The 25,013-nt window shown below is 61.5% G+C and carries 24 protein-coding genes and 3 tRNA genes; 2 read left to right on the top strand and 25 right to left on the bottom strand.

Translation table 11 applies throughout. The features are described from left to right. Positions 1-449: 449 nt before the first annotated feature. The 21 genes from ACKTSJ_RS09465 to ACKTSJ_RS09565 form a co-directional block, all read right to left on the bottom strand. On the bottom strand, positions 450-1,568 hold the full coding sequence (locus tag ACKTSJ_RS09465; protein WP_407899642.1) for a DegT/DnrJ/EryC1/StrS family aminotransferase: 1,119 nt from the start codon (positions 1,566-1,568) through the stop codon (positions 450-452). A 151-nt stretch (positions 1,569-1,719) separates the two neighbouring features. Continuing rightward, a complete protein-coding gene (locus ACKTSJ_RS09470) occupies positions 1,720-2,091 on the bottom strand; it encodes an EamA family transporter (RefSeq protein ID WP_407899643.1) in 372 nt (123 codons plus the stop codon). Continuing rightward, positions 2,088-3,824, bottom strand: coding sequence for a glycosyltransferase family 39 protein (locus tag ACKTSJ_RS09475; protein ID WP_407899645.1), 1,737 nt, complete (start codon positions 3,822-3,824; stop codon positions 2,088-2,090). The genes ACKTSJ_RS09470 and ACKTSJ_RS09475 overlap by 4 nt, the downstream gene beginning before the upstream one ends. 66 nt (positions 3,825-3,890) lie before the next feature. Then, positions 3,891-5,225 carry an exodeoxyribonuclease VII large subunit gene (xseA, locus tag ACKTSJ_RS09480; RefSeq protein ID WP_407899647.1) on the bottom strand — a complete coding sequence of 445 codons (1,335 nt, stop codon included), beginning with the start codon at positions 5,223-5,225 and terminating at the stop codon, positions 3,891-3,893. A gap of 49 nt (positions 5,226-5,274) precedes the next feature. After that, positions 5,275-5,910, bottom strand: coding sequence for a hypothetical protein (locus ACKTSJ_RS09485; RefSeq protein WP_407899649.1), 636 nt, complete (start codon positions 5,908-5,910; stop codon positions 5,275-5,277). Positions 5,911-5,938: 28 nt separating this feature from the next. Further along, entirely contained in the window at positions 5,939-7,054 is a 1,116-nt protein-coding gene (locus tag ACKTSJ_RS09490; protein ID WP_407899651.1) for a sugar phosphate nucleotidyltransferase, read from the bottom strand. 213 nt (positions 7,055-7,267) lie between these two features. After that, positions 7,268-7,343 (bottom strand) — tRNA-His (locus tag ACKTSJ_RS09495). Between the two features lie 20 nt (positions 7,344-7,363). Next, positions 7,364-7,440, bottom strand: a tRNA-Arg gene (locus ACKTSJ_RS09500). Positions 7,441-7,482: 42 nt separating this feature from the next. Beyond that, a tRNA-Pro gene (locus ACKTSJ_RS09505) sits at positions 7,483-7,559 on the bottom strand. Positions 7,560-7,593: 34 nt separating this feature from the next. Next, complete coding sequence (pgsA, locus tag ACKTSJ_RS09510) at positions 7,594-8,175, bottom strand: CDP-diacylglycerol--glycerol-3-phosphate 3-phosphatidyltransferase (RefSeq protein ID WP_407899653.1); 582 nt, start codon at positions 8,173-8,175, stop codon at positions 7,594-7,596. Position 8,176: 1 nt separating this feature from the next. After that, positions 8,177-9,991 carry an excinuclease ABC subunit UvrC gene (uvrC, locus tag ACKTSJ_RS09515; protein ID WP_407899654.1) on the bottom strand — a complete coding sequence of 605 codons (1,815 nt, stop codon included), beginning with the start codon at positions 9,989-9,991 and terminating at the stop codon, positions 8,177-8,179. Then, positions 9,988-10,629: a uracil-DNA glycosylase gene (locus tag ACKTSJ_RS09520; protein WP_407899656.1), complete on the bottom strand. Its 642-nt coding sequence runs from the start codon at positions 10,627-10,629 to the stop codon at positions 9,988-9,990. Before ACKTSJ_RS09520 ends, uvrC begins: the two co-directional genes overlap by 4 nt. Before the next feature lie 79 nt (positions 10,630-10,708). Then, positions 10,709-12,823, bottom strand: coding sequence for a polyribonucleotide nucleotidyltransferase (gene pnp / locus ACKTSJ_RS09525; protein ID WP_407899658.1), 2,115 nt, complete (start codon positions 12,821-12,823; stop codon positions 10,709-10,711). A 91-nt stretch (positions 12,824-12,914) separates the two neighbouring features. Further along, positions 12,915-13,184, bottom strand: a complete 270-nt coding sequence (gene rpsO, locus ACKTSJ_RS09530; RefSeq protein ID WP_407899660.1) for a 30S ribosomal protein S15 — start codon at positions 13,182-13,184, stop codon at positions 12,915-12,917. A 72-nt stretch (positions 13,185-13,256) separates the two neighbouring features. Further along, a complete protein-coding gene (gene truB, locus ACKTSJ_RS09535) occupies positions 13,257-14,177 on the bottom strand; it encodes a tRNA pseudouridine(55) synthase TruB (protein WP_407899662.1) in 921 nt (306 codons plus the stop codon). Continuing rightward, entirely contained in the window at positions 14,167-14,538 is a 372-nt protein-coding gene (gene rbfA / locus ACKTSJ_RS09540; protein ID WP_407899664.1) for a 30S ribosome-binding factor RbfA, read from the bottom strand. The genes truB and rbfA overlap by 11 nt, the downstream gene beginning before the upstream one ends. A gap of 3 nt (positions 14,539-14,541) precedes the next feature. After that, entirely contained in the window at positions 14,542-17,100 is a 2,559-nt protein-coding gene (gene infB, locus ACKTSJ_RS09545; protein ID WP_407899666.1) for a translation initiation factor IF-2, read from the bottom strand. Between the two features lie 31 nt (positions 17,101-17,131). Then, positions 17,132-18,607 carry a transcription termination factor NusA gene (gene nusA, locus ACKTSJ_RS09550; protein WP_407899668.1) on the bottom strand — a complete coding sequence of 492 codons (1,476 nt, stop codon included), beginning with the start codon at positions 18,605-18,607 and terminating at the stop codon, positions 17,132-17,134. 18 nt (positions 18,608-18,625) lie between these two features. After that, positions 18,626-19,054, bottom strand: coding sequence for a ribosome maturation factor RimP (gene rimP / locus ACKTSJ_RS09555; RefSeq protein WP_407899670.1), 429 nt, complete (start codon positions 19,052-19,054; stop codon positions 18,626-18,628). A 346-nt stretch (positions 19,055-19,400) separates the two neighbouring features. After that, on the bottom strand, positions 19,401-20,438 hold the full coding sequence (gene mtnA, locus ACKTSJ_RS09560) for an S-methyl-5-thioribose-1-phosphate isomerase (protein ID WP_407899672.1): 1,038 nt from the start codon (positions 20,436-20,438) through the stop codon (positions 19,401-19,403). Between the two features lie 33 nt (positions 20,439-20,471). Beyond that, entirely contained in the window at positions 20,472-21,275 is an 804-nt protein-coding gene (locus tag ACKTSJ_RS09565; RefSeq protein WP_407899674.1) for an RMD1 family protein, read from the bottom strand. 137 nt (positions 21,276-21,412) lie between these two features. On the opposite strand from ACKTSJ_RS09565, the gene ACKTSJ_RS09570 reads away from it, so the two are divergent. Continuing rightward, complete coding sequence (locus ACKTSJ_RS09570; protein WP_407899676.1) at positions 21,413-22,132, top strand: pseudouridine synthase; 720 nt, start codon at positions 21,413-21,415, stop codon at positions 22,130-22,132. A gap of 4 nt (positions 22,133-22,136) precedes the next feature. Here ACKTSJ_RS09570 and ACKTSJ_RS09575 read toward each other — a convergent pair whose 3' ends face one another. Then, a complete protein-coding gene (locus ACKTSJ_RS09575; RefSeq protein ID WP_407899678.1) occupies positions 22,137-23,426 on the bottom strand; it encodes an MFS transporter in 1,290 nt (429 codons plus the stop codon). A gap of 92 nt (positions 23,427-23,518) precedes the next feature. On the opposite strand from ACKTSJ_RS09575, the gene ACKTSJ_RS09580 reads away from it, so the two are divergent. Continuing rightward, the gene (locus tag ACKTSJ_RS09580) at positions 23,519-24,055 is read left to right on the top strand and encodes a YaeQ family protein (RefSeq protein ID WP_407899680.1); all 537 of its coding nucleotides are present in this window, start codon (positions 23,519-23,521) and stop codon (positions 24,053-24,055) included. A gap of 8 nt (positions 24,056-24,063) precedes the next feature. Here the strand turns inward: ACKTSJ_RS09580 and grxD are convergent, their stop codons facing one another. From grxD to ACKTSJ_RS09595, 3 genes are read right to left on the bottom strand one after another with little or no spacing between them, the layout of a single operon-like run. Beyond that, positions 24,064-24,402: a Grx4 family monothiol glutaredoxin gene (gene grxD, locus ACKTSJ_RS09585; RefSeq protein WP_407899682.1), complete on the bottom strand. Its 339-nt coding sequence runs from the start codon at positions 24,400-24,402 to the stop codon at positions 24,064-24,066. A gap of 15 nt (positions 24,403-24,417) precedes the next feature. Continuing rightward, positions 24,418-24,657, bottom strand: a complete 240-nt coding sequence (locus tag ACKTSJ_RS09590; RefSeq protein WP_407899684.1) for a BolA family protein — start codon at positions 24,655-24,657, stop codon at positions 24,418-24,420. 10 nt (positions 24,658-24,667) lie between these two features. After that, positions 24,668-24,961, bottom strand: a complete 294-nt coding sequence (locus tag ACKTSJ_RS09595) for a TusE/DsrC/DsvC family sulfur relay protein (RefSeq protein WP_407899686.1) — start codon at positions 24,959-24,961, stop codon at positions 24,668-24,670. Between the last annotated feature and the right edge of the window lie 52 nt (positions 24,962-25,013).

Here is a 25,013-nt window from a genome sequence, read left to right on the forward strand (position 1 = left end):
CGTGCGTATGGACTGCGCGATGAAGAATATCTGCGGCTGAAAATACTCACGTCCATGCTCCCGAGGCTCTAAAAAACATGAAATTTACCCACACTCTTTCACGAAGACCCAGAATAAATTAGGGTCAGACTCGATTTAATTTCATTTTTACATCAGAAATCGAACGCTACGGGAAGGTTTCGTAAGTCTGCTCAAGGTCAATAACCTGGTCACAGGCTTGCGCGATGGCGCGGCCATCGTGGAATTAAATCGAGTCTGACCCAATTTCACCTCCAGAAGACTGGGTTGCGTATATCCCCTCATGAATCGCCAGGTTTGTATTGCAGATCGAATGGAATGGGCGTCCCCATTGATTGACCCCATTGATTTCGGGTCTGAACATGTCGGGTTGAAACCCGACCCACATTGCCGCTGTCGCTTGACGTATAAGCACCAATCATCATGCAACACTACACCAGCGCCTCGCGCACCGCCTTCACCACGCGTTCCACATCCGCCTCGCTCATCCTCGGGAACAGCGGCAGGCTGACAATGCGCCGTCCCACGCTTTCGGCGACGGGGAACATGCCTTCCCTGAAGCCGCGTGCGCGGTACAGCTGAAACAGGTGGATGGGCGGGTAATGCACGCCGCAGCCGATGTTGCGCGCTTTCATCTTTTCCATGAATTCGGCGCGCACCACACCTTGCGGCAGCACGACCTGGAACATGTGCCAGTTGGTGTTTGCAAAATTTGCCAGCGGCAACTGCACTCCGGTTTGCGTTTCGAAATCCGCGCCGAAGGTTGCGAAGTAATGTTTGGCCAGCGCATGGCGGCGCGCGGTAATGGCTTCCAGTTGACGCAATTGATTGAGGCCGATGACGGCAGCGACATCGGTCATGTTGAACTTGCCGCCCAGCACATCCACGTCCATGCCGTCGAAGCCGCTGCGCGTCACGCCTTGCAAACGGTATTTTTCCGCGAGGCGCGCTTCGTCGGCGTTGTTCAGCACGAGGCAGCCGCCTTCGGTGGTGGTGAGGTTTTTGTTGGCCTGAAAGCTGAACGAGACGAAATCGCCAAAGCTGCCGATGCGCTTGCCCTGCCATTTGGAGCCGATGGCCTGTGCCGCATCTTCCACCACGCGCAGCTTGTGTTTGGCCGCGATGGCGTACAGCCGGTCGCGGTCCACCGGCAGGCCGGAAAGATCGACCGGGATGATGGCTTTCGTGCGCGGCGTGATGGCGGCCTCGACCTTGTCCAGGTCGATGTTGCGCGTGAGCGGATCGATGTCGGCGAACACCGGCGTGGCGCCGACTTCGAGGATGACATTGGCCGTCGCCACCCACGAGATCGGCGTCGTGATGACTTCGTCCCCCGCGCCGATGCCGGCAATGCGCAAGGCGATCTCCATGGTGCAAGTGCCGGAGTTGAAGGTGCGCACCGGACGTCCGCCGAAGAAATCGGAAAGCTGGCGCTCGAATTCGAGCATGCGCGGGCCGCTGGTGATCCAGCCGGAGCGCAGCACGTCGCCGACTGCGGCAATGGCGGCTTCGTCGATATAAGGTTTGGTAAAGGGTAAAAATTCGCTCATGTTTTATCCATTCCTGTTCTACAACCCCGTCATTCCGGTGCAGGCCGGAATCCAGCGGTTCTATTCAAAAGGCCTTTGGTTTTGTCTCCGCGTTGCGGAGAATTGTTCATTTGGCTGGATACCGGCCTTCGCCGGTATGACGGCCAATCTCTCACGCTCTCGAAATGATGATGACACCGAGGATGATGACGCCCATGCCGGCCAGCTTGGTCACGCTGAAGTCCTCGCCCAGCAAATATTTTGCCGCGACCGCATTCACCACATAAGCCATGGACAGCATGGGAAAGGCGATGCTGACCGGGACGCGCGACAGCGCGAGGATCCACACCACCACGCTGATGCCGTAGCAGAACAGCGCGGTGACGATGTGCCACTCGGTCGCCAGTTTCCAGCCGATGGGCATCACGTTCGCCAGGCTGAATTCGAAATGGCCGACGGCGTTGGTGCCCGCCTTCATCAATATCTGCGCGGCGGCGTTGAGCATCACGCCGGCGAAGATCAGGCTGAAACTGACGAGGTTCATGGCTTGACCACCACCACGAGCTGGTGATCCCGGAAGATTTCTTTCATGGCCATTCCTTTGCTTTGCAGGACGGGAAACAGGGTGAGCGGCAGGATGGCGTAAGCCTCCGCATCGGTTTTCCAGCGCGCCACCAGATCATCCACGGTGGGCAGCCATTTGTGCGGCTCCTGCCCGATGCCGAATGCCATCTCGTTCTGGTAATCGACCAGGGTCAGCGTGCGCTTGAGGTAGAACGGCAGCGTCTGCTCGTAGTTATGAATCGAATAGAACGGCACATCGGGCTTGATCTGCGGCGCGATCGCTGCGGCGATCAGATAGGCGGAACGTTCGCGCGCAATCGTGTTGTAGCCCGACAGGCCGATCTGCGCCGCCAGCAGGGAGGACAGCGCCAGCGCCACGACGGGAACAGCCTTGTTGCCGCGCCGCAGACCATATAGCGCAGCCACCGTACCCGCCAGCCAGACCAGCAGCGCCACGGTCAGCCACACGGCATATGCGCCGTACATTTCCTGCTGCACCGGCGTATCGGCAAAACGGTCGGCATAGGCCACCACCCCGAGCAGCGCGCACAGGACCGGGACGACGGGCACGAGCAGCAGGAAGATGCGGCGCGGGTCCATCGCGGCGAGCTGCTTGCCCATCAGCAGTGCCAGGGCAGGAAACATCGGCAACAGATAGGACGGCAGTTTGGAGCTGGAAAGGGTGAAGAAGAAATAGATGAACACTGCCCACACCAGCAGGAAGCGTTCCGGGCTGAACGTTCGCGCCTTTGTCGCGCTACCGCGCCAGGTGCGCAGCAGCGCGTCGAACATCAGCAGCGTCCACGGCAACATGCCCATCAGCAGCACCGGCACGAAGTAGTACCAGGGCTGATAACGCCCGTGCACCTTGGTGGTAAAGCGCTCGAAGTGCTCGTGGATGAAGAAGAACTGAAAAAATTCCGGATTGGCGTGCATCACCCGCACGAACCACGGCGCGGCCACCAGCAAGAACATCACCAAGCCGCTGACCCAATGCATGCGCAACCAGATTCCAAAATCACGATTGAACACCGAATACAGGAGCAGCGCCGCGCCCGGCAGGATCACGCCCATCAGGCCCTTGCTCAACACCGCCAGCGCCATGGCGGCCCAGGCCAGCAGCATCCAGTTGCGGCGCGCGGCAGCCTGCGTTTCCTGCTGCCCCAGCAACAACGCAAAGATGCCGAGCGAGATGAAGAACGTCACGCCCATGTCGAGCGTGTTGACGTGCGCCATCAGCGCATACAGGCTGCTGCTGCCCAGGATCAGCGCGGCATAGATGCCCGCCGCGCGTCCAAACAGGCGTGCCCCGGCAAACCCCGCCAGCAGCACGCCCGCCAACCCGGTCAGCGCCGCCCACAAGCGCGAGGTCCATTGATGCTCGCCGAACACTTCATACGCCACGGCGGTGGCCCAGTATTGCAGCGGCGGTTTTTCGAAGTATTTCAGATCGTTCAGGCGCGGCGTGACCCAATCCCCGCTCACCACCATTTCGCGCGGAATCTCGGCATAGCGCCCTTCGTCCGGCTTGATCAGCTTGCGGTATTCCAGGTTGCCGAACCAGATGACGGCAACCGCCAGAATGAGCAGCCACAAGGCACGGCGGGAAAAGGAGGAATTCATCTGGGACGGGTAAGCGGAGGATGAGACGGGCAGGAATTTTAACCTAATGGGCCGGGCAAAGGTGCCGCCCATGTTGATGGAACTTGCCATGCCCGTTGCTCCCACCCCAGCCCTCTCCCAAAGGGCGAGGAGGACGGAACGTTTTGCGTTGTTTCGTTAACGCGCCTTGCGTGTTTCCCGCACTTCCACGTTCGCCCCGCCCTGCGCAAAAGTGAGTTGCAGCCTGTCGCCGCTGGCAATTCCGGCGCTGCTGGACACGATGCGCCCCGCCGCATCGCGCACCACGCTGTAACCGCGCGCCAGCACCTGCTGCGGATCGAGGCTCTGCAACTGCTGGTGCAAGGCCAGCAGGCGCGCGTCTTCGCGCTCCCATTGATGCGCCAGCGCCGCCTTCAGACGCCCCGCGCGATGCGCCAGACCTTCCCGCATCGACGCGAAATCCGGCTGCAGGCGGCGCGCGCGCTGGCGCGCCGCCTGCCAGCGCCAGTGCGCCTGCTGCAAGCCATGCCCGAGCGCCAGCTGCAAACGGCGTTGCAGGGCATGCAGTTCGCCGGTTTGTTGCTGCAGGCGCTGGGCCGGGTGCACCAACCGGCGTTGCAGATAATCCAGCTGCTGCATGCGCTGCTCGAACTGGCTCAGGGCGGCACGCTCCAACTGGCGCCGCTGCTGCGCCAGATGCCGGCGCAATGCCTGCCGCTCCGGCACCACCGCCTGCGCGGCCGCGGTCGGTGTCGCCGCGCGCAGGTCGGCCACGAAATCCGCGATGGTGAAATCGGTCTCGTGCCCCACGCCGCTCACGACGGGAATCGTGCTGGCGGCGATGGCGCGTGCCACCGCCTCTTCGTTGAACGCCCACAGGTCTTCGAGACTGCCGCCGCCGCGGCAGACGATGAGCACGTCGCACTCGGCGCGCCGGTTCGCCGTGGCAATGGCCTGCGCGATCTTCTGCCCTGCCTCGACGCCCTGCACCGGTGCCGGATACAACACGATCGGCACGTTCGGCATGCGGTTTGTGAGCGTGCGCAACACGTCGCGCAACGCCGCCGCCTGCGGCGAAGTCACGATGCCGATCTGATGCGGAAACTGGGGCAGCCCACGCTTGCGCGCAGGATCGAACAGACCTTCGCCTTCGAGTTTGGCCTTCAAGCGCTCGAAGGCTTCGAATAGCGCCCCCAACCCCGCCGTGCGCATTTTTTCCAGGGTCAGCTGAAAATCGCCGCGCGCCTCATACAGGGTCGGCAAGGCTTGCACCTCGACCTGCATCCCGTTCGCCGGCTTGAAGTCGAGGTACTGGCCCTTGTGGCGGAACATCACGCAGCGCACTTGCGCCTGTGCGTCCTTGAGCGAGAAATACCAGTGGCCGGAGGCCGCGCTGACGAAATTGGAAATCTCGCCGCGCACCCACAGCAAGGGCAGACCGCCCTCGATCAATTGCTTCGCGGCGAGATTCAGCTCGCGCACGCTGATGACCCGATTGTTTTCGATTCTCATTCGACGATCCCGCAGCGCTTGCCGCCCGGCCGATGCGCCAGGCGACACTTCATGATTTGCGCGCATTCAACAGCGCCACCTTGTTCGGACTCATCCAGAGCACCGTGCTCCATTGCCAGGGCAGCCAATCCGCTTTCATGTTGGCCACCAGCCAGGCACCGGAGGCGAGATGCCACACGCCGATTTCGTCCGGCGCCATGTCCAGCCTGACCGGCACCCCCACCCCTGCGCTCGCCACCGTGGCAGCAGCGGCCAGCAGCACTTTCCCCCACTGGATGCGGCTGGTGTATCCCGCAGGCGCTCCGTAGTTCTGCTGCAGGGCTTGGCGCAGATCGCCGTGCGCCCAGGGCGGCACATCCACTTTGGCAAACACCAGTTGCCCGGATTCGTAAAAAAACACGGTGCCCAATGCTTCCAGATCGTTCCAGCGCTGCAACTCGTCGGCGCAGAAGGCATCGCCAAATTCGCTGGTGCCGGAGCGGCAAAACCAGTTGAGCGGAAACAGCGCGGCGGCCTGCTGTTGCGACATCATCTGCAGCCGGTTGAAATCCAGCGTCAAGCGATCCTCGGTCTGCCAGTGTTTGCGGTAGGCATAGCCTGTGTCGCCATTCCAGAGCAGAAACACCAGTGCCGCGCCAATGACGCCCATGCCAAGCAACCCCAGCATTCTCCCGATCGATTTCATCGTTCACCCATGCCTGAAACGCAGCCGATTACCGCCCGCGCGCATCCCCCCAGCGCAACGGGGTGCGGTCGTCGCCGAGATAATAAGTCTCGCCGGTCTTGTGCTCGACAAAGTATTTCGGCGAGACGATGGCCTCCTCGAACACCATGCCCGGACTGATGCGGGTGTACTGCAACAGGATGCTGCGGATCACCTTGGCATCGCGACAGACTTGCGACCCGCGCGTGATCCAGGCCGGCCCGATGATTTCCGCCCCCGCCTCGATGCTCACCCCGGCATCGATATAGACCGGGCCCTCGATCCTGACGCGATCCCAGTCGATGCGGGTGTTGATGCCGACCCAGATGCCGGGTTTTATTTCCGTGCCCGGCATCTGCATGTGCGCGACCTCGCCGTTGAGCACGCGCTGCAGGACTTCCCAGTAATCCGCCACATGGCCGATGTCGATCCAGTTGAATTGGCGCTTCTGCGCATAGAACGGCATGCCCTGCTCGGCCAGCATCGGAAAAAGCTGGCTGCCGATATCGAACACCTGGTCAGACGGAATCAGGTCGATCACCTCCGGCTCGAAGATGTAAATGCCGGTGCTGGCGAAGTTGGAGCGCGCGACTTCCGGCTTGGGTTTTTCCTGAAAGGCCAGCACGCGCCCTTCCGCATCGGTCTCGACCACGCCGTAATTGCTCACCTCGGCGCGCGGCACTTCCAGCGTGATGACGCTGGCCATCGCCTTTTTCGTCCGGTGCTCACGCACCGCCGCCGCAATGTCGAGGTCGATCAGCGCATCACCGCACAGCACGATGGTGGTGGTGTCGAAGAAGCCGCCGAAGTCCTGGATCTTGCGCATCCCCCCGGCCGAGCCCAGCGACTTCGGCGTGATTTCGCCGTATTCGCACACGCCCTCGTAGGAGTACCCGATCTTCACTCCCCAGGTGCTGCCGTTGCCGAAGTAGTTCTCGATCTTCCAGTGTTTGTAGGCAACGTTGACCATGATCTCGTCTACACCGAAACGCGCAAGGTGCTCGACCAGATATTCCATCACCGGCTTGCCGAGAATCGGAATCATGGGTTTGGGCAAATCCTGGGTCAGCGGCCGGACGCGTGTGCCCTGCCCGGCGGCAAGGATCATGCCTTTGATCTTGTTCAATTGAATGCCCCCTGAAATTTGGCGTGCGGCGATTTTACACGGATTGAAATGCAAACGACCCGCCACAAGGACGGGTCGACATGACCATGGTGCTGCGCTACGCGCACCTCGCGCCCGGCTACATCGCCGGCTACGCCGAGAACGTGGCCCTCACAATTTTCCCCACAGCACCCACAACCGCTGCCGAGAAAACCGCTGAAAGCCCCGCAAATATGGGGTGGCTGATCGGGCTCGAACCGACGACAACTGGAATCACAATCCAGGGCTCTACCAACTGAGCTACAGCCACCATTGAACTGGCAAATCGATTGGCGTGCCCGACAGGAATCGAACCTGCAACCCCCAGCTTAGAAGGCTGGTGCTCTATCCGGTTGAGCTACGGGCACAATTCTTTGGGCATCCAACACGCATTTCGTACTGCTTGAATCTGGTCGGGGTGGAGAGATTCGAACTCCCGACATCCTGGTCCCAAACCAGGCGCGCTACCAGGCTACGCTACACCCCGAGAGCGCGGCATTATACAGAGCGAGACCGAAAAATCAATTTTGACTGCGTGATTTTTCCAATATCTGCCGCCGCGCCAGCATCAGGTAATACACCATCGACCACAGGGTAAGAACGGCGGCGAGATAGACCAGCAGCGTGCCAACCTGCCGGGTCGGAATACCGAACAGGGGTTCCTGATACAGGAGGAACAGGATTGCCAGCATCTGGAAGACGGTCTTGATTTTTCCCAGCAGGGATACGGCGACACTTTTGCTGTTGCCCAGTTGCGCCATCCACTCGCGCAGGGCGGAAATGGTCAGCTCGCGGCCGATGATGATGAAGGCGATGATCGCGTCCACATGGCCGAGCTGGAGCAGGATGATCAGTGCGGCAATCACCATCAGCTTGTCCGCGACCGGATCGAGGAATGCGCCGAACGCGGAACTCTGGTTGAGGGCGCGCGCCAGATAGCCGTCCAGCCAGTCGGTGATCGAGGCCAGCCAGAACACGAAGGTTCCCAGCAAATGTTTATGGTGCAGGCTCAATGTTTCGTCGGACACATAAAACACGGCGATGAACACCGGGATCAGGAGGATGCGAAACCAGGTCAGCTGGTTCGGAATGTTGGTCGGCATGTCAGTGCAAATGGTTGAAAATTTTTTTGGCGAGCAGCGGGCTGATGCCCTCCACTCTTCCCAGTTCCTCGATGTTCGCCTGCTGCACGCCCTTCAAGCCCCCAAAGTGGGTCAACAGATTGCGCCGGCGTTTTTCGCCTATGCCCTCGATCTCTTCCAGCGACGATGCGGTGCGGGCTTTGCCGCGCCGCGCGCGATGCCCGCTGATGGCAAAACGGTGCGCCTCATCGCGCACTTGCTGGATCAGATGCAAGGCCGGGCTGTCCGGAGGCAATTGTAAAGGCTTTTCCACCCCGGGTCGTAACAATTGCTCCATGCCCGCCTTGCGTTCCACGCCCTTGGCGACGCCGACCAGCGCGAGATCGGCCAAACCCAGCCCGGCCATGACCTCCACTGCGATGCCCAGCTGCCCCGCGCCGCCGTCGATCAGCACCAGGTCGGGACGCTTGCCTTCGCCGCCCTGCAATTTCTGGTAGCGCCGGCGCAAAGCCTGGCGCATCGCTGCATAATCATCGCCCGGCGTGATGCCGCTGATGTTGTAACGGCGATATTCCTGCGGGCGAATATCGAGCTCGTCATAGACCACGCAGGAAGCCACGGTCGCCTCGCCCAGGGTATGGCTGATATCGAAACATTCGATGCGGCGCAGATCGGGCAAGTCCAGCGCCGCGCGCAAAGCGTCGAGGCGCAACGCCTGCCCGGCCTGCAAGCCGGCCTGCCGCTTCAATGCCAACAGTGCGTTGGCTTGCGCCATCTCCAGCCACTGTCGCCGTTCACCGCTAACCCGGTGGCGGATCTGCACCGTGTGCCCGGCCTGTTCGCCGAGCACAGCGGCCAGCGCGGCATCGTCAACCGCCAGATTGGTCACAATCAAGGGCGGCGCAGGATGCTCCAGATAGTGCTGTGCCAGAAAGGCCTGCAGCACTTCGCCCCGATCCTGTCCCGCGACATTTTGCGGCAGAAACGGCTTGTCGCCCAGATGGCGCCCGCCGCGAACCACCGCCAGATTCAGGCACAACGCGCCCTGCGCTTCGACCACGGCGACGATGTCAGCATCGGTGGCCCGTCCGCTTTCCACGAACTGCTGCTGTTGCACGGTGTGTAGGGCCTGCAACTGGTCGCGCAACGCGGCCGCGTGCTCGTATGCCAGTTTTTCCGCCGCCTGCTCCATCGCCGCGCGCAGGCGTTTTTCCACTTCGTCGAACTTCCCCTGCAGCAGCAGTCCGGCATTCCGCACGTCGGTCGCATAATCCCCGGCACTGATGATGCCCACGCACGGCGCGCTGCAACGGTGGATCTGGTGCAACAGACAAGGCCGGGTACGGTTGCTGAACACGCCGTCTTCGCAGGTGCGCAGCCTGAACACCTTCTGCAGCAGGCTGATGGTGTCTTTGGCCGCCTGCGCATTGGGATAGGGCCCGAAATACTGGTGGCGCTTGTCGGTGGTGCCGCGATAATAGGTCAGGCGCGGCGACGGACTGCCGGTGAGCACGATGTAGGGGTAGGACTTGTCGTCGCGGAACAGGATGTTGTAACGCGGCTTGAGCGACTTGATGAGATTGTTCTCCAGCAGCAGCGCTTCGGCTTCTGAGCGCGTCACCGTGACTTCGATCTTCGCGATATGCGACACCATCAAGCGGATGCGCGGCGACAGGTTGCTTTGCTGGAAATAGGAGGAGACCCGCTGCTTCAGGCGGTTCGCCTTGCCCACGTACAACACCTGCCCTGCCGCATCCAGCATGCGGTACACGCCCGGCTGCAACGGCAGGCCGGCGAGGAAAGACTTCGCGTCGAATACGTCTTCGTCTGCCTTCATCCGATCAATGCCTGCAATCCTTTGGCGAACTCGGTCGCGCCACCGTTGGCGGGATGTCTGACTGCGCCGGCGACTTTCACCCCCATCCCGGCGAGCAGTCCTTCCGCCTTTTTGCCCACCGCGACGATCTTCGCCAGCGGGAATGCTTCGAGCAGCAGGCGCATCGCGGGTTCGCCCAGCGCGATCTCTTCCGGCGAGGGCGTCCGGTTCGACCACGGCGTGTCCGCGCGATGCGGATGCAACTGCATCGCGTTCCACAGGAGGGTGCGTTCGGCGATGCCGAGCCGGTACAAGGTCTTCCAGACGATGGTGGCGGAGGGTTCTGAGAACGGCAAACGCCGGGTGGACAGCCGGTACGGCAAGGCGGCAATACGCGGGATGGCGCCCTCGCCCAGCAGACGTTCGCTGGTAAAGGCGATACCGCTATAACGGCAACCCTGATAGCCGGGCGCTTCGCCCGCCAGGATGAATTCCGGCTCGCAATCCAGATGCAAGGCCAACCGTTCCAGTTTGGCCTGCGGACCGTTACCTGCCGCATCGTGCGGACAATGATCTACCCACGGATTAAACAGGCCGGGCCTGCCGCCCGGCAAGGTTGCAACCAGCTGGCGCGCCAATGAGCGTCTGGATGGGTTCATGTTTCCTCTTGACAAAATCACGTCGCGGCAATGAAAAGCCCCGCTCGCGGCGGGGCCTGAAGGATAGCACTTCCAGTGCTTACTCCGCTGCGGGTGCCGCCTGTTCCGGACGCGGCTGCAAGGCCTTCATGCTCAAACGCATGCGTCCCTTGTCGTCCACCTCCAGTACCTTGACCTTCACGATCTGGCCTTCCTTCAGATGATCGGCCACGGCAGCGATACGCTCGTGCGAGATTTGCGAAATGTGCAGCAGACCGTCCTTGCCCGGCAGGATATTGATCAGTGCGCCGAAGTCCAGCAGCTTGACGACCGGGCCCTCGTACACTTTGCCGACCTCGACTTCGGCCACGATATCCTCGATGCGTTTCTTCGCCAGCTCGCCCGCCTCGCCGCTCACGCAGGAGATGGTGACATTGCCTTCGTCGTCGATGTCGATGGTGGTGCCGGTCTCTTCGGTCAGCGCGCGGATGACCGCGCCGCCCTTGCCGATCACGTCGCGGATCTTGTCCGGATTGATCTTCATCTTGATCATGCGCGGGGCAAAGTCGGAGACCTCCGGACGCACCGACGGCATCGCCTGCTTCATCAAGCCGAGAATGTGCATGCGGCCTTCCTTGGCCTGGCTCAAGGCGACCTGCATGATTTCCTTGGTGATGCCGTTGATCTTGATGTCCATCTGCAAAGCGGTGATGCCCGTGTCCGAACCCGCCACCTTGAAGTCCATGTCGCCCAGATGATCTTCATCGCCCAGAATATCGGTGAGCACGGCGAAGCGGCCGCCGTCCTTGATCAGGCCCATCGCGATGCCGGCCACGTGATTCTTCAGCGCCACCCCCGCGTCCATCAGCGACAAACAACCGCCGCAAACCGACGCCATCGAGCTGGAACCGTTGGATTCGGTGATTTCGGAGACCACGCGCATGGCGTAACCGCAATCCTCTTCGCTCGGCAGCACCGCCACCAGCGCGCGCTTGGCCAGACGGCCGTGGCCGATCTCGCGCCGCTTCGGCGTACCGACCCGGCCGGTCTCGCCGGTGGCATAGGGCGGGAAGTTGTAATGCAGCATGAAGCGGTCGGTGAACTCGCCTTGCAGGGCATCGACCTTCTGCGCATCGCGCATCGAACCCAGCGTGGCGACCACCATCGCCTGGGTCTCGCCGCGGGTGAACAGCACCGAACCGTGGGCGCGCGGCAACACGCCGGTGCGGATGGTGATGGGACGCACGGTGCGGGTGTCGCGGCCGTCGATGCGCGGCTCGCCGCTCAGGATCTGGCCGCGCACAATCTTGGCTTCCAGCGCGCTGAACAGTTCGCCGATCTCGTTACCGGAAACATTCTCGAACTCGGGGGTCGCCAGCGCGGCAACCACCTTCGCGCGGATCGCCTCGACCTGATGCGTGCGCGCCTGTTTTTCTCGCACCGCGTAGGCGGCCTTCAGTTCATTTTCAGCCAGCGCGTTGATCTTCGCGATCAGCGCCTCGTTCTTCGGCGCAGGCGCCCAGTCCCAATCGTCCTGACCCGTCGCATCGGCCATTTCGTTGATCGCATCGATGACGGCCTGCATCTGCTCGTGGCCAAACACCACCGCGCCCAGCATGACCTCTTCCGACAGTTCCTGCGCTTCGGATTCCACCATCAGCACCGCTTGCGCGGTACCCGCCACCACCAGATCCATCTGCGAGGTCGCCAGCTCATCCTTGGTCGGGTTGAGCAGATACTGTCCGTTGGCATAACCCACGCGCGCGGCACCGATCGGGCCGTCGAACGGAATGCCGGAAATCGCCAGCGCGGCGGAGGCGCCGATCATCGCCGGAATATCGGCGTCGATCTGCGGGTCGGACGACATCACGGTCGCCACAATCTGCACTTCGTTGTAGAAGCTGTCCGGGAAGAGCGGGCGCAGCGGACGGTCGATCAGGCGCGAGGTCAGAATCTCCTTCTCGCTGGGACGGCCTTCGCGCTTGAAGAAGCTGCCCGGAATCTTGCCCGCGGCATAGGTGCGCTCCTGATAGTCCACGGTCAGCGGGAAAAAATCCTGCTCCGGCTTCGCATCCTTGCGTCCCACCACGGTAACCAGCACCACGGTGTCACCCAGACTGACCATCACGGCACCGCTGGACTGTTTGGCGATTTCGCCGGTCTCCAGTGTCAGTTGTTGGTTGCCGTAGCTCAGTGTTTTTTTATAGTGGCTCAAAATAGACCTCTCTTGAAGTGGTTGGGATGCGCGCTGACCGGCACACCAAAACGAAGCGGGTCGCTAATGCGACCCGCCGGTGAATCCTGACTTACTTGCGCAGTTCGAGGCGCTGGATCAGCGCTTGGTATCCTGCTTCGTTCTTGCTTTTCAGATAGTCCAGCAGCTTGCGGCGACGGCTGACCAGACGCAACAGGCCGCGGCGGGAGTGATGGTCCTTGTTGTGCTCCTTGAAGTGTTCGGTCAGGTAGTTGATACGCGCGGTCATCAGCGCGACCTGGACTTCGGGGGAGCCGGTATCGCCCTTGGCACGTTGATAGTCGGCCACGATCTGCGATTTTTGTGCGGCGGTAATAGACATTGACTTCTCTCTCCAGTTAAAAGGTGTGGTAAATAAAAAGTGCGGCATTCTACACTTGTTCGGGGGATGCGCTCAAGTCGATTTCTGCCCCGCGGCAGCCTTGGCAATGCGCGACAGCAGACGGTCGGGCGACAGCCGGCCCGCGCTCAGATCGCCCAGCCCGATGAAGGCTTCGGCCACATACATCCTGCGCCGGCCGTCCGGGCGGCCATCCTGCAGGGCCAGGCGCTGGCCCTGCGCCAGCCGCCCCGCCTGGACCGCATCCAGTTCCAGTTTCGGCAGATTCAGCACCAGACTGTCGAGCGGCATCAGTCTGGCGTCGCGCCCGGCTTCATCCATCGCTTCCAGTTGCGGCAACGTCAGGGCATCCCCCAGATGAAAATCGCCGATCCCGGTGCGGCGCAAACCGGCCAGGTGCGCGCCGCAGCCCAGCGCCTCGCCGATATCCTCCGCCAGCGTGCGGATGTAGGTTCCTTTGCTGCACCGCACATCGAGCACCAGTTCATCGCCTGCCCAGTGCTGCAAATTCAGTTCGTGGATGCTGACCGGGCGGGCCGCACGCTCGACCGTCTCACCCTGGCGGAAATATTCGTACAGTGGCTTGCCCTGATACTTGAGCGCGCTATACATCGGCGGCAATTGATGGATGACGCCGGTGAAGGCGCGCAATACCTGGTGCAACTGCTCCGCATCGACCTTCACTGCGCGCTGCTCGACGACTTCGCCTTCGGCGTCGCCGGTGCTGGTGCGCTGGCCGAGGCGCACGGTCGCTAGATAGCGCTTGTCGGCATCCAACAAGGCATGGGTGAACTTGGTCGCCTCGCCGAAACAGATCGGCAGCAAGCCGGTGGCGAGCGGATCAAGCGTGCCGGTGTGCCCCGCCTTTTCAGCCCTGAACAAGCGGCGGACTTTTTGCAGGGCGACGTTGGAGCTGAGCTGGAGCGGCTTGTCGAACAGCAACACCCCGTCCAGCACCCGTTTGCTACGCGTCATGCGAGTCGTTTTTCTTGTCTGCGGAAACGGCTTGGTCGATCAACTGCGACAGATGCGCGCCGCGTTCGATCGAGGCATCGTAAACGAAGTGCAACTGCGGCGTGATGCGCAGCTTCATGGCATGCGCCAGTTGGCTGCGCAGGAAACCGGCCGCCCGTTCCAGTCCCTGCTGCAGGCCCTCGGTGTCGCCCTCCAACGAGGTAAAGAACACCTTGGCGTGGGCATAATCGTTGGTCACCTCGACCCCGGTCAAGGTCACCTTGCGCACCCGCGGATCTTTCACGGCCAGCCGGATCATCTGCGCCAACTCGCGCAGAATCTGTTCGGCAACCCGCTCCGTGCGGGCAAAATCCTTGGCCATTTTTTACAGTGCCCGCGCCACTTCGACGATCTCGAACACTTCCAGCATGTCGCCCACTTCCAGCTCGTTGTAACCGCGCAGGGACAGGCCGCATTCGAAGTTGGATTTCACTTCCTTCACATCGTCCTTGAAGCGCTTGAGCGAATCCAGCTCGCCGGTATGGATCACCACGCTGTTGCGCAACACCCGCACGCTGGAACCCCGCTTGACCATGCCTTCGGTGACGTAACAGCCGGCCACCGTGCCCACCTTGGAGATGTGATAGACCTGGCGCACCTCGACCATGCCGATGATGCTTTCTTTCTTTTCCGGTGCCAGCATGCCGGACAAGGCCGCCTTGATCTCGTCCACCATCGCATAAATGATGTTGTAGTAGCGAATCTCGACGCCGGACGATTCCGCCAGGCGGCGCGCTGCCGCATCCGCGCGCGAGTTGAAGCCGATGATGATCGCCTTGGAAGCCAGCGCGAGGTTGACATCCGACTCCGTGATCCCGCCCACCCCGCTGTGAATCAGGCTGACCCTGACCTCGTCGGTGGAAAGTTTCTGCAGGGAACCGGCGATCGCCTCGATGGACCCTTGCACGTCCGCCTTGATGATCAGCGGCAGGGTGCGCACTTCGCCCTCGCCTATCTGTTCGAACATGTTCTCCAGTTTGGCGGCCTGCTGCTTGGCCAGCTTCACGTCACGGAACTTGCCCTGACGGAACAGCGCGATCTCGCGCGCCTTCTTCTCGTCGGCCAGCACGATGAAATCGGCACCCGCCACCGGCACTTCGGACAAGCCCTGAACCTCGACCGGAATCGAGGGACCCGCCTCGCTGACCGGCTTGCCGTTCTCGTCCAGCATGGCGCGGACACGCCCGGAAACCGATCCGACCAGCACCGCATCCCCGCGCTTGAGCGTACCGGACTGCACCAGCAAAGTCGCCACGGCCCCCTTGCCCTTGTCCAGCCGCGCCTCGACCACCACGCCCTTCGCGGCGGTGTTTTTCGCCGCCTTGAGTTCCAGCACCTCGGCTTGCAGCAAAATGCCTTCCAGCAGGGAATCGATACCTTGCCCGGTCTTGGCGGAAACTTCGACGAACATGCTGTCGCCGCCCCAGTCCTCCGGCACCACGCCCTCCGTCACCAGTTCCTGGCGCACCTTTTCCGAATTCGCATCGGGCTTGTCGATCTTGGTCACCGCGACCACGAGCGGCACGTTGGCTGCCCGCGCATGGTGGATCGCTTCCTTGGTCTGCGGCATCACGCCGTCGTCCGCCGCCACCACCAGAATCACGATGTCGGTCGCCTGCGCGCCGCGTGCGCGCATCGCGGTAAAGGCCTCGTGCCCGGGCGTGTCGAGGAAGGTGATCATTCCGCGCGGCGTTTCCACGTGATAGGCACCGATGTGCTGGGTAATACCGCCCGCCTCGCCGCTGGCCACCCGCGTGCGGCGGATGTAGTCCAGCAGGGAAGTCTTGCCGTGATCGACGTGGCCCATCACGGTCACCACCGGCGCGCGCGGTTCCAGCACCGCATCGGCATGCGCAGCCGTCTCCAGCAGGAAGGCATCGGGATCGTCCGGCTTGGCCTGGACCGCCTTGTGCCCCATTTCCTCGACCAGGATCATCGCGGTTTCCTGATCCAGCACCTGGTTGATGGTGACCATCGAACCCATCTTCATCAGGGTCTTGATGATCTCCGCCGCCTTGATCGACATCTTCTGCGCCAATTCGGCCACGCTGATGGTTTCCGGAATGGTCACTTCCTGCACGATTGGTTCGGTGGGCAGCGAGAAGGCGTGTTGCGCCGTTTCGTGCTTGCCATGCTTGTCATGCCGACCGGCGCGCAGAGAACCCCCGGTACGCAGGCCGGCACCGGCACGCGCATCCAGACTGCGCGAAGGCGGACGCTTCTTGTGTCCGGCCTCGTCCCACGGGCTGTCCTTGGCAACGGCTTCTTTGCTTTTTCTTGAAGGCCTGGCCACTTTGTCGCCGGGCTTGAGCGCGGGTTTGTGCAGGGTTCCTTCCGGCGCCTCGGCCGCCGCCGCGACCACGGCGGGCTTGGCTTCCTCGGCCACCGGCTCCGGCTTGGCTTCCGTCACCGCCTTGCGCTTGCTACGCGCCTGCTTCGCTTCCAGATCGGCTGCCTGCCGCGCTGCCAATTCAGCCGCCATGCGCGCCTCTTCCTCGCGCGCCATGCGCTCCTGCTCGTCCAGCACCTGTTTCGTCCTGGCCGCAACCGGCTTTTCTTCCGCCGTGGGCGCCACCTTGGCTTCAGCCTGCTGCCCCATCGGGGCAATGGTGCGTTTCTTGCGTACCTCGACCTGGATCGTGCGGGCGCGGCCGCTGCTATCGGCTTTCTTGATGGCCGTGGTCTCGCGCCGGGTCACCGTGATCTTGCCTTTGCTTGCGCCATGGGCGCTGCGCAGGTGCTCCAGCAACTTGGCCTTGTCCTGCTCGGAGATCGGATCGGAATCTTTCTGCTTGCTGACTCCGGCGGACTGCAATTGCTCCAGCAACAGTTCGACCGGCAGCCCGAGCTCCCCGGCGAATTGCCCGACATTGATTTTTCCCATTACGTTCCTTCCGTCCAGCGGACGATTTTGCTTACACAAACCAAGGCGCGCGCGCCGTCATGATGAGCTGGTTGGCGCGTTCACCTTCCATGCCGGTGAGTTCAACCAGTTCTTCCGTATCGAGATCGGCCAGCGCTTCCTGCGTACCGACTCCTTTGCCGGCCAGCGTGCGCGCGGTTTCCTCGTCCATCCCTTCAACCTTCAGCAAGTCTTCAATGCTGTGCCCGACCTGCTCTTCATTGGCGATCGCGGCGGTCAACAGCAGATTGCGTGCGCGACTGCGCAATTCATTGACCGTCGCTTCGTCGAACGCCTCAATCTCCAGCATCTCTTCCAGCGGCACATAGGCCACTTCTTCCAGGGTATTGAAGCCTTCCTGCACCAGAATGTCGGCGACCTCCTGATCCACATCCAGCTTGGCCACAAACAGGTCGCGCACCTTGGAAAACTCCTGCTCGTTCTTCTCGGCGGATTGCTCCACCGTCATCAGATTGATCTCCCAACCGGCGAGTTCGCTGGCCAGGCGCACGTTCTGCCCGCCGCGACCGATGGCCTGCGCCAGGTTCTCTTCCTCGACCACCACGTCCATGCTGTGCTTTTCCTCATCCACCACGATGCTGCTGACTTCCGCCGGCGCCAAGGCGTTGATGACGAAGGTCGCCGGATCGTCCGACCACAGGATGATGTCCACCCGCTCGCCCGCCAGTTCGGTGGTGACCGCCTGCACGCGCGAACCGCGCATGCCGACGCAGGTGCCGATCGGGTCCAGGCGCTGGTCGTTGCTGCGCACGGCGATCTTGGCGCGCGAACCGGGGTCGCGCGAGGCGCTGACAATTTCGAGGATGCCTTCCTCGATCTCCGGCACTTCCAGCTCGAACAGCTTCTTCAGGAATTCGGTGCTGGTGCGGGTGAGGATGATCTGCGGACCGCGCACGGTTCGATCAACGCGCAACAGGTAGGCGCGCACCCGGTCGCCGACGCGCAGGTTCTCTTTCGGGATCATCTGGTCGCGCGGCAACAGGGCTTCGATCTTGCCGAACTCGACGATGGCGTTGCCGCGCTCGATGCGTTTGATCGTGCCGGACACCAGGTGCTCGTTGCGCTCCATGAAATCGGCGAGGATCTGTTCGCGCTCCGCATCGCGGATCTTCTGGAAGATCACCTGCTTCGCCGCCTGCGCACCGATGCGGCCGAAGTCGATATTCTCCAGCGGCTCCTCGATGAACTCTTCCAACTGGATCTGCGGATTGCGTTTTTGCGCCTCTTCCAGTTTGATGTGCAATTCCGGGGTTTCAAAGGTCTCGTCGTCGCACACCATCCAGCGCCGGAACGATTCGTACTCGCCGGTCTGGCGGTCGATGCTGACGCGCACATCCGCCTCCTCGTCCGCGAAGCGCTTCTTGGTCGCGGAGGCCAGGGCAGACTCCAGCGCACCGAACACGATTTCCTTGTCCACGTTTTTCTCACGCGCCAGGGCATCCACCAACAACAGAACATCTCGACTCATCGTATCTCTCCGGCTACTTCAAAATATGGGCACCAGACGTGCCTTGTCCACATTCGACAATTCGATCGAGACCGAACCGCCCTCTATTTCCAGTTGTACCGCCCCCTCCTTCAATTCGCCGAGAACGCCGACGAATTGTTTGCTGCCGTTCAGGGGCACGCGCAGCTTCAACTTCGCTTTTTGCCCTTGGAAGCGCTCGAAATCCGCCTCCTTTTTCAGCACCCGGTCCAGCCCCGGCGAAGACACCTCAAGGCGCTCGTACGCCACGCCCTCGACCGTGAACAGGCGCACCAACTGATTGCTGACCCGCTCGCAATCGTCCACCGAGATGCCTTCCGGCTGTTTATCCATGAACACGCGCATCAGCCCGCGCCCGGACAATTCCAGATCGACCAGCTCGTAACCCATGCCGGCCAGCGTTGTTTCTACCAGCTTTGCCACATCCATATTCGTATCCACAAATAAAAAACGGGCTCGAAGCCCATCTGAAACGGCGCGCATTGTAGCAAAGGGATGCCCTAATGGAAACAGCTATTTATGCGAAAACCGCAACGCGCTGCCATCCCACTGAACGCGTTGCCTTTTGGCCGGCGGGGAGGGGGAGCTTCCCCGGCTTCGCACATCCCCCCTTTTTTAGGGAACCTCTAGAAATTCACTTTTACGGGATGAAGCGCAAGGAGCCGCGCAGCGAATGACGAGACATATCAAATGGATAGGCGAGGAATGAGCGAGCACGCGACACCGCGATTCGCCCGCAAAATGAATTTATAGAGGTTCCCTTTAGATTATCCGGTCAGCCGAACAGCTTCCGTATGCCTTGCGCATCCGGCTGCAAAACCACGCCTTTTTCCGTGATCAGCCCCGTCACCAAATCGGCAGGTGTCACATCGAAGGCCGGATTGCGGATCTTCACCCCCGCCGCCGCCCAATGCGTATCACGAAAGCCTTTCACCTCGTCCACCGCGCGTTCCTCGATGGGGATGTCCTTGCCCGTAGCGATATTCAGATCGAGGGTGGAAAGCGGGCAGGCCACATAGAACGGGATGTTATGGCGCCTGGCCAGCACGGCCACCATATACGTGCCGATCTTGTTTGCCACATCGCCGTTGGCCGCCACGCGGTCCGTGCCCACCACTACCGCATCCACCTCGCCCTGCGCCATCAGGTAACCCGCCATATTGTCGGTGATCAGCGTCACCGGGATGTTCTCCTGCACCATCTCCCATGCCGTCAGTCGCGCGCCCTGCAGAAAGGGGCGCGTCTCATCGGCGATCACGGAAATCTTTTTGCCCGCTTCCACTGCAGAGCGAATCACCCCCAGCGCCGTGCCCCACCCCGCCGTCGCCAGCGCGCCCGCGTTGCAATGCGTCAGCACCCGCGCCCCGTCTGCCAGCAAGGCCGCACCGTTCGCGCCCATCGCCTTGTTGATGCGGATATCCTCGGCCAGCATCTCGTGTGCCTCGGCCAACAGGCACTGCGCGATCCGCTGCGGCGTGTGTGCCGCGACGCTCTCCCAAACCTTGCGCATGCGCTGCAACGCCCAGAACAGATTCACCGCCGTCGGGCGGCTGGCGGCCAGCACGGTGAAGCCGGTTTCCAGACTTACCTTGAACTCAGCTGCCAATTTATCTTGCTGGCGCAACGCCTCCAGCGCCACACCGTAAGCTGCCGCCACGCCAATGGCCGGCGCACCGCGCACCACCATGCGGCGGATCCCTTCCGCCACCGCGGCGGCGGAGTCGCAGCGCACATATTCAAAAACAGCGGGCAGAATGCGCTGGTCGATCATTTCCAGCTTGTTGTGCGCCCAGCGCAGGGTTTCGACTTTCATTTGATTTTCCGTTTGGTTGTGCGCAGCGTCCGTTCAGTGCAGGAATTTTTCGCCGCGCTCGATCAGGCTGATCACGATCTCGAACAGGATGAGGCCGATCACATACCATTCCAGCTTGTGCAGTTGCTTGTTGTCCCACACATCCGCCAGCGTCTGTGCCGTATCGGCGATCAGACCCAGTTTCCGGTCCAGTGCCGCCTGGCGTTCTTTAAGTTCAAACTCGTCCTCGAGGCTGGCGTACAACCCCTCCAACTGGGGATAATCCCAGAGCGTCTCCGGCTTGTCGCCGATCTCGGCACGTCCCACCATGCGGTGTTCGATCAGCAGCATGGAGCCGATCTTCTGCAACAGTTTCCGGGTGTCCGCGCTCACCCTGCCCCGCGTCGCCAGTTCCTGCGCCAGCGGCTCGATCTTGTCAAATTCGCCCGCCACCTTCTTTTCATACAGGGTCAACACCAGGTTCTTGCTCAAGGCATCGGCGATGAGCTGCAGCTTCTCCAACGTGATCTCGTCCAGCGAAACCGCGCCGCTTTGCACGCCGATGCCACTCCTGCCGCTGTGAATCTCCAGTTCTTCCACTTCCGGCACTGCATAGGGATTGGTCAGCAGCGGCCGGATCGATTCGATGAAGCGCACTTCGTCCATGGTCTGCACCCCGAACAGCACCAGCACGCCGTAACGGAACAGGACCGCGATTCCGCCATGCTCATCGACCTGCAAGGTCAGCGGCGTGGTCGCAAGGCAGTCGGCGATCTTGAACAATTTCAGATCCAGCCGATCGCCCAGCAGAAGTGCGCGCACTTTCAGTTCCTGCCGATTCTTCAATAGCAGTTCCATGATGTGACAAGCTCCTTTTCCAACGCGGCACGGGGTTCACATCTTACAACCTCGCGCATGCAGCGCGGCTTCTGCTGGCAGCCTGTCGGACTTGCAGCCGATTTACTTTAAGTCCGACAGGCTGCTAGAGTTCAGGCATGAGCAAAATGACACTAGAGCGCATTCTGCAGTCGCAAGGGTTCGGCACCCGCAAGTGGTGCGCCGGACGGGTCGCCGCGGGCGAGGTGCGGATCGACGGCCAGATCGTCACCGATCCCCGCCGCGTTTTCGAGACCGACGGCCTCGAATTCAGCGTCTATGAAGAACCGTGGCGGTACCGCGCGCACGTTTATATCGCACTGCACAAACCCGCCGATTACGAATGCTCGCGCAAGCCCTCGCACCATCCAGGCGTTCTGTCACTGTTGCCGGAACAGTTCGCGCTGCGCGACGTGCAGCCGGTCGGGCGCCTGGACCACGACACCACCGGCCTGCTGCTGATGTCGGACGACGGCGCGTTCATCCACCAACAATCCTCGCCCAAACATCATGTCCCCAAAGTCTATGTCGCCACCACGCACGAGCCGGTGACGCCGCAACTGGTCGCGCAATTATTGCAGGGCGTTAAATTGCAGGACGAACCTGCCCCGCTGTCCGCAGTGTTATGCGAACAACTCGGTGCGCATCAACTGAAGATCGTGCTGGAACAAGGGAAGTACCACCAGGTAAAACGCATGCTGGCTGCGGCCGGCAACCATTGCACGGCGCTGTGCCGCACGCAGATCGGCGAGCTGAAACTGGATGAATTGGCACTGGCCGAAGGCGAGTGGTGTTATCTGGACGAAGCCGCGCGGGCGCTGCTCAGGCCAGGCGTCTGAAACATCAGGCATTGCTATATTTGCAATACGTCTCGCGGATGAACGCGATGGCAATCAGGCTCATGAGCGAAAAACCCAGCATGATGGCGATGCCGGCCTGATAGTCCGCCAGGCCCAGCGGCGACACACTCCCCGCATGGGCGCGATCGATGGCCCAGCCGACCAGCGGCTGCATGATCGCGGTGCCAAGAAAGGCGCCGACGTTGACCACGCTGGTCGCCATGCCGGACAGTGCGGGCGGATTCACTTCTTTGGCGCAGGACCAGCTCAACGTAAAACTCGGCGCGGCCAAGCCCATCACGAAGAACAACACGTAGCCCGCCAACGCCCCCAGCGGCACGCCGAACAACAGCGGCAGCCAGCACAGGCAATACGTGAGCGCCCCGGCGAACATCACGGGCTTGCGCCGCCCAAGCCGATCCGACAGGGTGCCGATGAAGAACGCGCCGATGGCGAAACCGGCCAACAGCCAGGTGGTGTGATCGGTGGCGGCAGCGCGGTCCATGCCGTACACATCGCGCAGGAACGGCACCGCCCACAATCCGCCGAACGCGAACAGCGAACCCGCCAGCCCCATATTCACCCACAGTCCCGGCCAGGTCATGCGATTCTTCAGCACGATCAGCAATCCGTCGTACCAATGCCCCGCATGCTTCGGGTGCGAGGCTTTCCCGTCGAGTTCGCGCAGACTGGGCAGACCGGCCTCGCCCGGATGATCGCGCACCCACCCCCACGCCAAACCCGCCAGCACGAGCGAGAGCGCTCCCGCGATGACGAACACGGTACGCCAGGAAACGAAACCCAGCGCCCACGCCAGCGGTGCCGCAGCGAGCACCGAGCCCAGGTTGCCCAGCAAAATGGTGGCGCCGGTCGCGGTGGCAAAGTGGCGGTCATGGAACCAGACCGCATTGAGTTTGAGCATGCAGATGAACGAGACCGAGACGCCCAGTCCGACCAGCAGTCGCCCGATCGATGCCACGGCGAGCGTGTCCGCCAGTCCGAACAGCACCGAACCGATGCCGGCGATGACGCCGCCGATCGCCACCACGCGGCGCGGCCCCAGCGTGTCGGCCAGCACGCCGGTGGGAATCTGCATCACGGTATAGACGTAAAAATAGGTCGCAGCAAGTCCGCCAAGCGATGCGCCCGTGGTATTGAACGCCAGTTGCAGATCGCTTGAGATCGCCGCCGGCGCGAAGCGATGGAAAAACGACAACACATACGCCAGACCGACGATGATAAAGGCGGTCCAGCGCAGTTGGAGGAACCGGCGGGATGGTTGGCTGTTCAACATGACGAAGTCGGAACCCTGAAAGCGGATAAACTCGCAAGGCGGCATGATGATTCATGTCGTACCGATACTCAACCTGTGCACGAGAGAAACTGATGGCAATCAAGGCAACCGTCTGCAAGGCCCATCTGCAAATCGCGAATATGGAGCGCCACTACTACCAGGATCACGCGCTCACGCTGGCACGGCATCCGTCGGAAACCGATGAGCGCATGCTGGTGCGTTTGTTGGCATTTGCCCTGCACGCGAACGAATATCTGGAATTTGGGCAAGGCATGACCGCCGACGACGAAGCGGATGTGTGGCAGAAAGACCTGACCGGCGCCATCGAACTGTGGATCGATGTCGGCCTCCCCGACGAAAAGTTGATCCGCAAAGCCTGCGGTCGCGCCGGGCAAGTGGTGGTGTATTGCTACGGCGGGCGCGTCGCCGAGATGTGGTTCGCGCAAAACCGTTCATTGCTCGAACGGCAGAAAAATCTTTCCATCGTCAATCTGCCGCCCGACAGCACCCGCGACCTGGCCAAACTGGCACAACGCAGCATGAAGCTGCAATGCACGATTCAGGATGGCCAGGTGTGGGTGAGCGACGGGGTGACCAGCGTGGAGATCGAGCGGCAGAAACTGCGCTGACGCCCGATTTAGTGTGCGGTCGCGGTGGCCTGCTCGATCAGCTTCTGCAGCTCACCCTGTTCGTACATGGCAATCATGATGTCGGAGCCGCCGATCAGCTCGCCGTTGATGTAGCACTGCGGGAACGTAGGGAAATCGGCATAAGCCGGCAGATAGTTCCAGGCGCCCGCATCTTCCAGCACGTTCACCGCAACGTAGTTTTTCACGCCGCACGCTTTCAGCACTTGCGCCGCGCGCCCGGAAAAACCGCATTGCGGGAATTGCGGCGTGCCTTTCATGTACAGCACCACCGGATTTTCCGTAACCGTCTTGCGGATCTGTGCCAGCGCGATTTCTTTTTCGTCCATCTTCTTCTCCGTTGTTTACTGTTGGTTGGCCCACTGTGCGGGCGTCATGGTTTTCATCGACAAGGCATGGATTCTTTCCATCCGGTTGCCCAGCACCTGATACACCAGCTTGTGCTGCTGCAACATGCCCTTGCCCTCGAATTGGCTGCTCACGATTACCGCCTCGAAATGGCGGCCATCGCCCTCGACGTGGATGTGTTCGCACGGCAAGCCTTCGCGGATGAAATCCGCGACATTTTGCGGGGTCGTCTTCATCGTTCGGATTTCACACGCAACCGGTCGGCTTGGGCATGCCGCCGTATTTGGTGATCGGCTTCATCGGGCCGGTCATCCACAGCTCGAACACATCCTTCTGGTCTTCCTCGATGTACTTGGCGAACTTGCGGATCGGCGGCACCGAGGCGTATTCCTCGAAATACTCGCGCGCCTTGAGAATCTGTTGCCACTTCTTGTCGTTCAATTCATAGCCGTCGGCGGCCGCCATGGCACGGCCGATCTCTTCGGTCCATTCGCTCATGTCGACGAGATAACCGTCGCCGTCACGCTTTGGGATTTGCATGTTCAATACCTCACACGGTTGATAAAGTGTGCGCATTCAACCTTACTTGAGT

It is taken from the genome of Ferrigenium sp. UT5 (assembly GCF_045866295.1).
GTDB lineage: Bacteria > Pseudomonadota > Gammaproteobacteria > Burkholderiales > Gallionellaceae > Sideroxyarcus.

Bases quoted from the DNA above. Each gene is read 5' to 3' on its own strand.
- ACKTSJ_RS09465 (WP_407899642.1), bottom strand. From the start codon at position 1,568: ATGAGCGAATTTTTACCCTTTACCAAACCTTATATCGACGAAGCCGCC.
- ACKTSJ_RS09470 (WP_407899643.1), bottom strand. From the start codon at position 2,091: ATGAACCTCGTCAGTTTCAGCCTGATCTTCGCCGGCGTGATGCTCAAC.
- ACKTSJ_RS09475 (WP_407899645.1), bottom strand. From the start codon at position 3,824: ATGGCAAGTTCCATCAACATGGGCGGCACCTTTGCCCGGCCCATTAGG.
- xseA (WP_407899647.1), bottom strand. From the start codon at position 5,225: ATGAGAATCGAAAACAATCGGGTCATCAGCGTGCGCGAGCTGAATCTC.
- ACKTSJ_RS09485 (WP_407899649.1), bottom strand. From the start codon at position 5,910: ATGAAATCGATCGGGAGAATGCTGGGGTTGCTTGGCATGGGCGTCATT.
- pgsA (WP_407899653.1), bottom strand. From the start codon at position 8,175: ATGCCGACCAACATTCCGAACCAGCTGACCTGGTTTCGCATCCTCCTG.
- uvrC (WP_407899654.1), bottom strand. From the start codon at position 9,991: ATGAAGGCAGACGAAGACGTATTCGACGCGAAGTCTTTCCTCGCCGGC.
- ACKTSJ_RS09520 (WP_407899656.1), bottom strand. From the start codon at position 10,629: ATGAACCCATCCAGACGCTCATTGGCGCGCCAGCTGGTTGCAACCTTG.
- rpsO (WP_407899660.1), bottom strand. From the start codon at position 13,184: ATGTCTATTACCGCCGCACAAAAATCGCAGATCGTGGCCGACTATCAA.
- truB (WP_407899662.1), bottom strand. From the start codon at position 14,177: ATGACGCGTAGCAAACGGGTGCTGGACGGGGTGTTGCTGTTCGACAAG.
- rbfA (WP_407899664.1), bottom strand. From the start codon at position 14,538: ATGGCCAAGGATTTTGCCCGCACGGAGCGGGTTGCCGAACAGATTCTG.
- infB (WP_407899666.1), bottom strand. From the start codon at position 17,100: ATGGGAAAAATCAATGTCGGGCAATTCGCCGGGGAGCTCGGGCTGCCG.
- nusA (WP_407899668.1), bottom strand. From the start codon at position 18,607: ATGAGTCGAGATGTTCTGTTGTTGGTGGATGCCCTGGCGCGTGAGAAA.
- rimP (WP_407899670.1), bottom strand. From the start codon at position 19,054: ATGGATGTGGCAAAGCTGGTAGAAACAACGCTGGCCGGCATGGGTTAC.
- mtnA (WP_407899672.1), bottom strand. From the start codon at position 20,438: ATGAAAGTCGAAACCCTGCGCTGGGCGCACAACAAGCTGGAAATGATC.
- ACKTSJ_RS09565 (WP_407899674.1), bottom strand. From the start codon at position 21,275: ATGGAACTGCTATTGAAGAATCGGCAGGAACTGAAAGTGCGCGCACTT.
- ACKTSJ_RS09570 (WP_407899676.1), top strand. From the start codon at position 21,413: ATGAGCAAAATGACACTAGAGCGCATTCTGCAGTCGCAAGGGTTCGGC.
- ACKTSJ_RS09575 (WP_407899678.1), bottom strand. From the start codon at position 23,426: ATGTTGAACAGCCAACCATCCCGCCGGTTCCTCCAACTGCGCTGGACC.
- ACKTSJ_RS09580 (WP_407899680.1), top strand. From the start codon at position 23,519: ATGGCAATCAAGGCAACCGTCTGCAAGGCCCATCTGCAAATCGCGAAT.
- grxD (WP_407899682.1), bottom strand. From the start codon at position 24,402: ATGGACGAAAAAGAAATCGCGCTGGCACAGATCCGCAAGACGGTTACG.
- ACKTSJ_RS09590 (WP_407899684.1), bottom strand. From the start codon at position 24,657: ATGAAGACGACCCCGCAAAATGTCGCGGATTTCATCCGCGAAGGCTTG.
- ACKTSJ_RS09595 (WP_407899686.1), bottom strand. From the start codon at position 24,961: ATGCAAATCCCAAAGCGTGACGGCGACGGTTATCTCGTCGACATGAGC.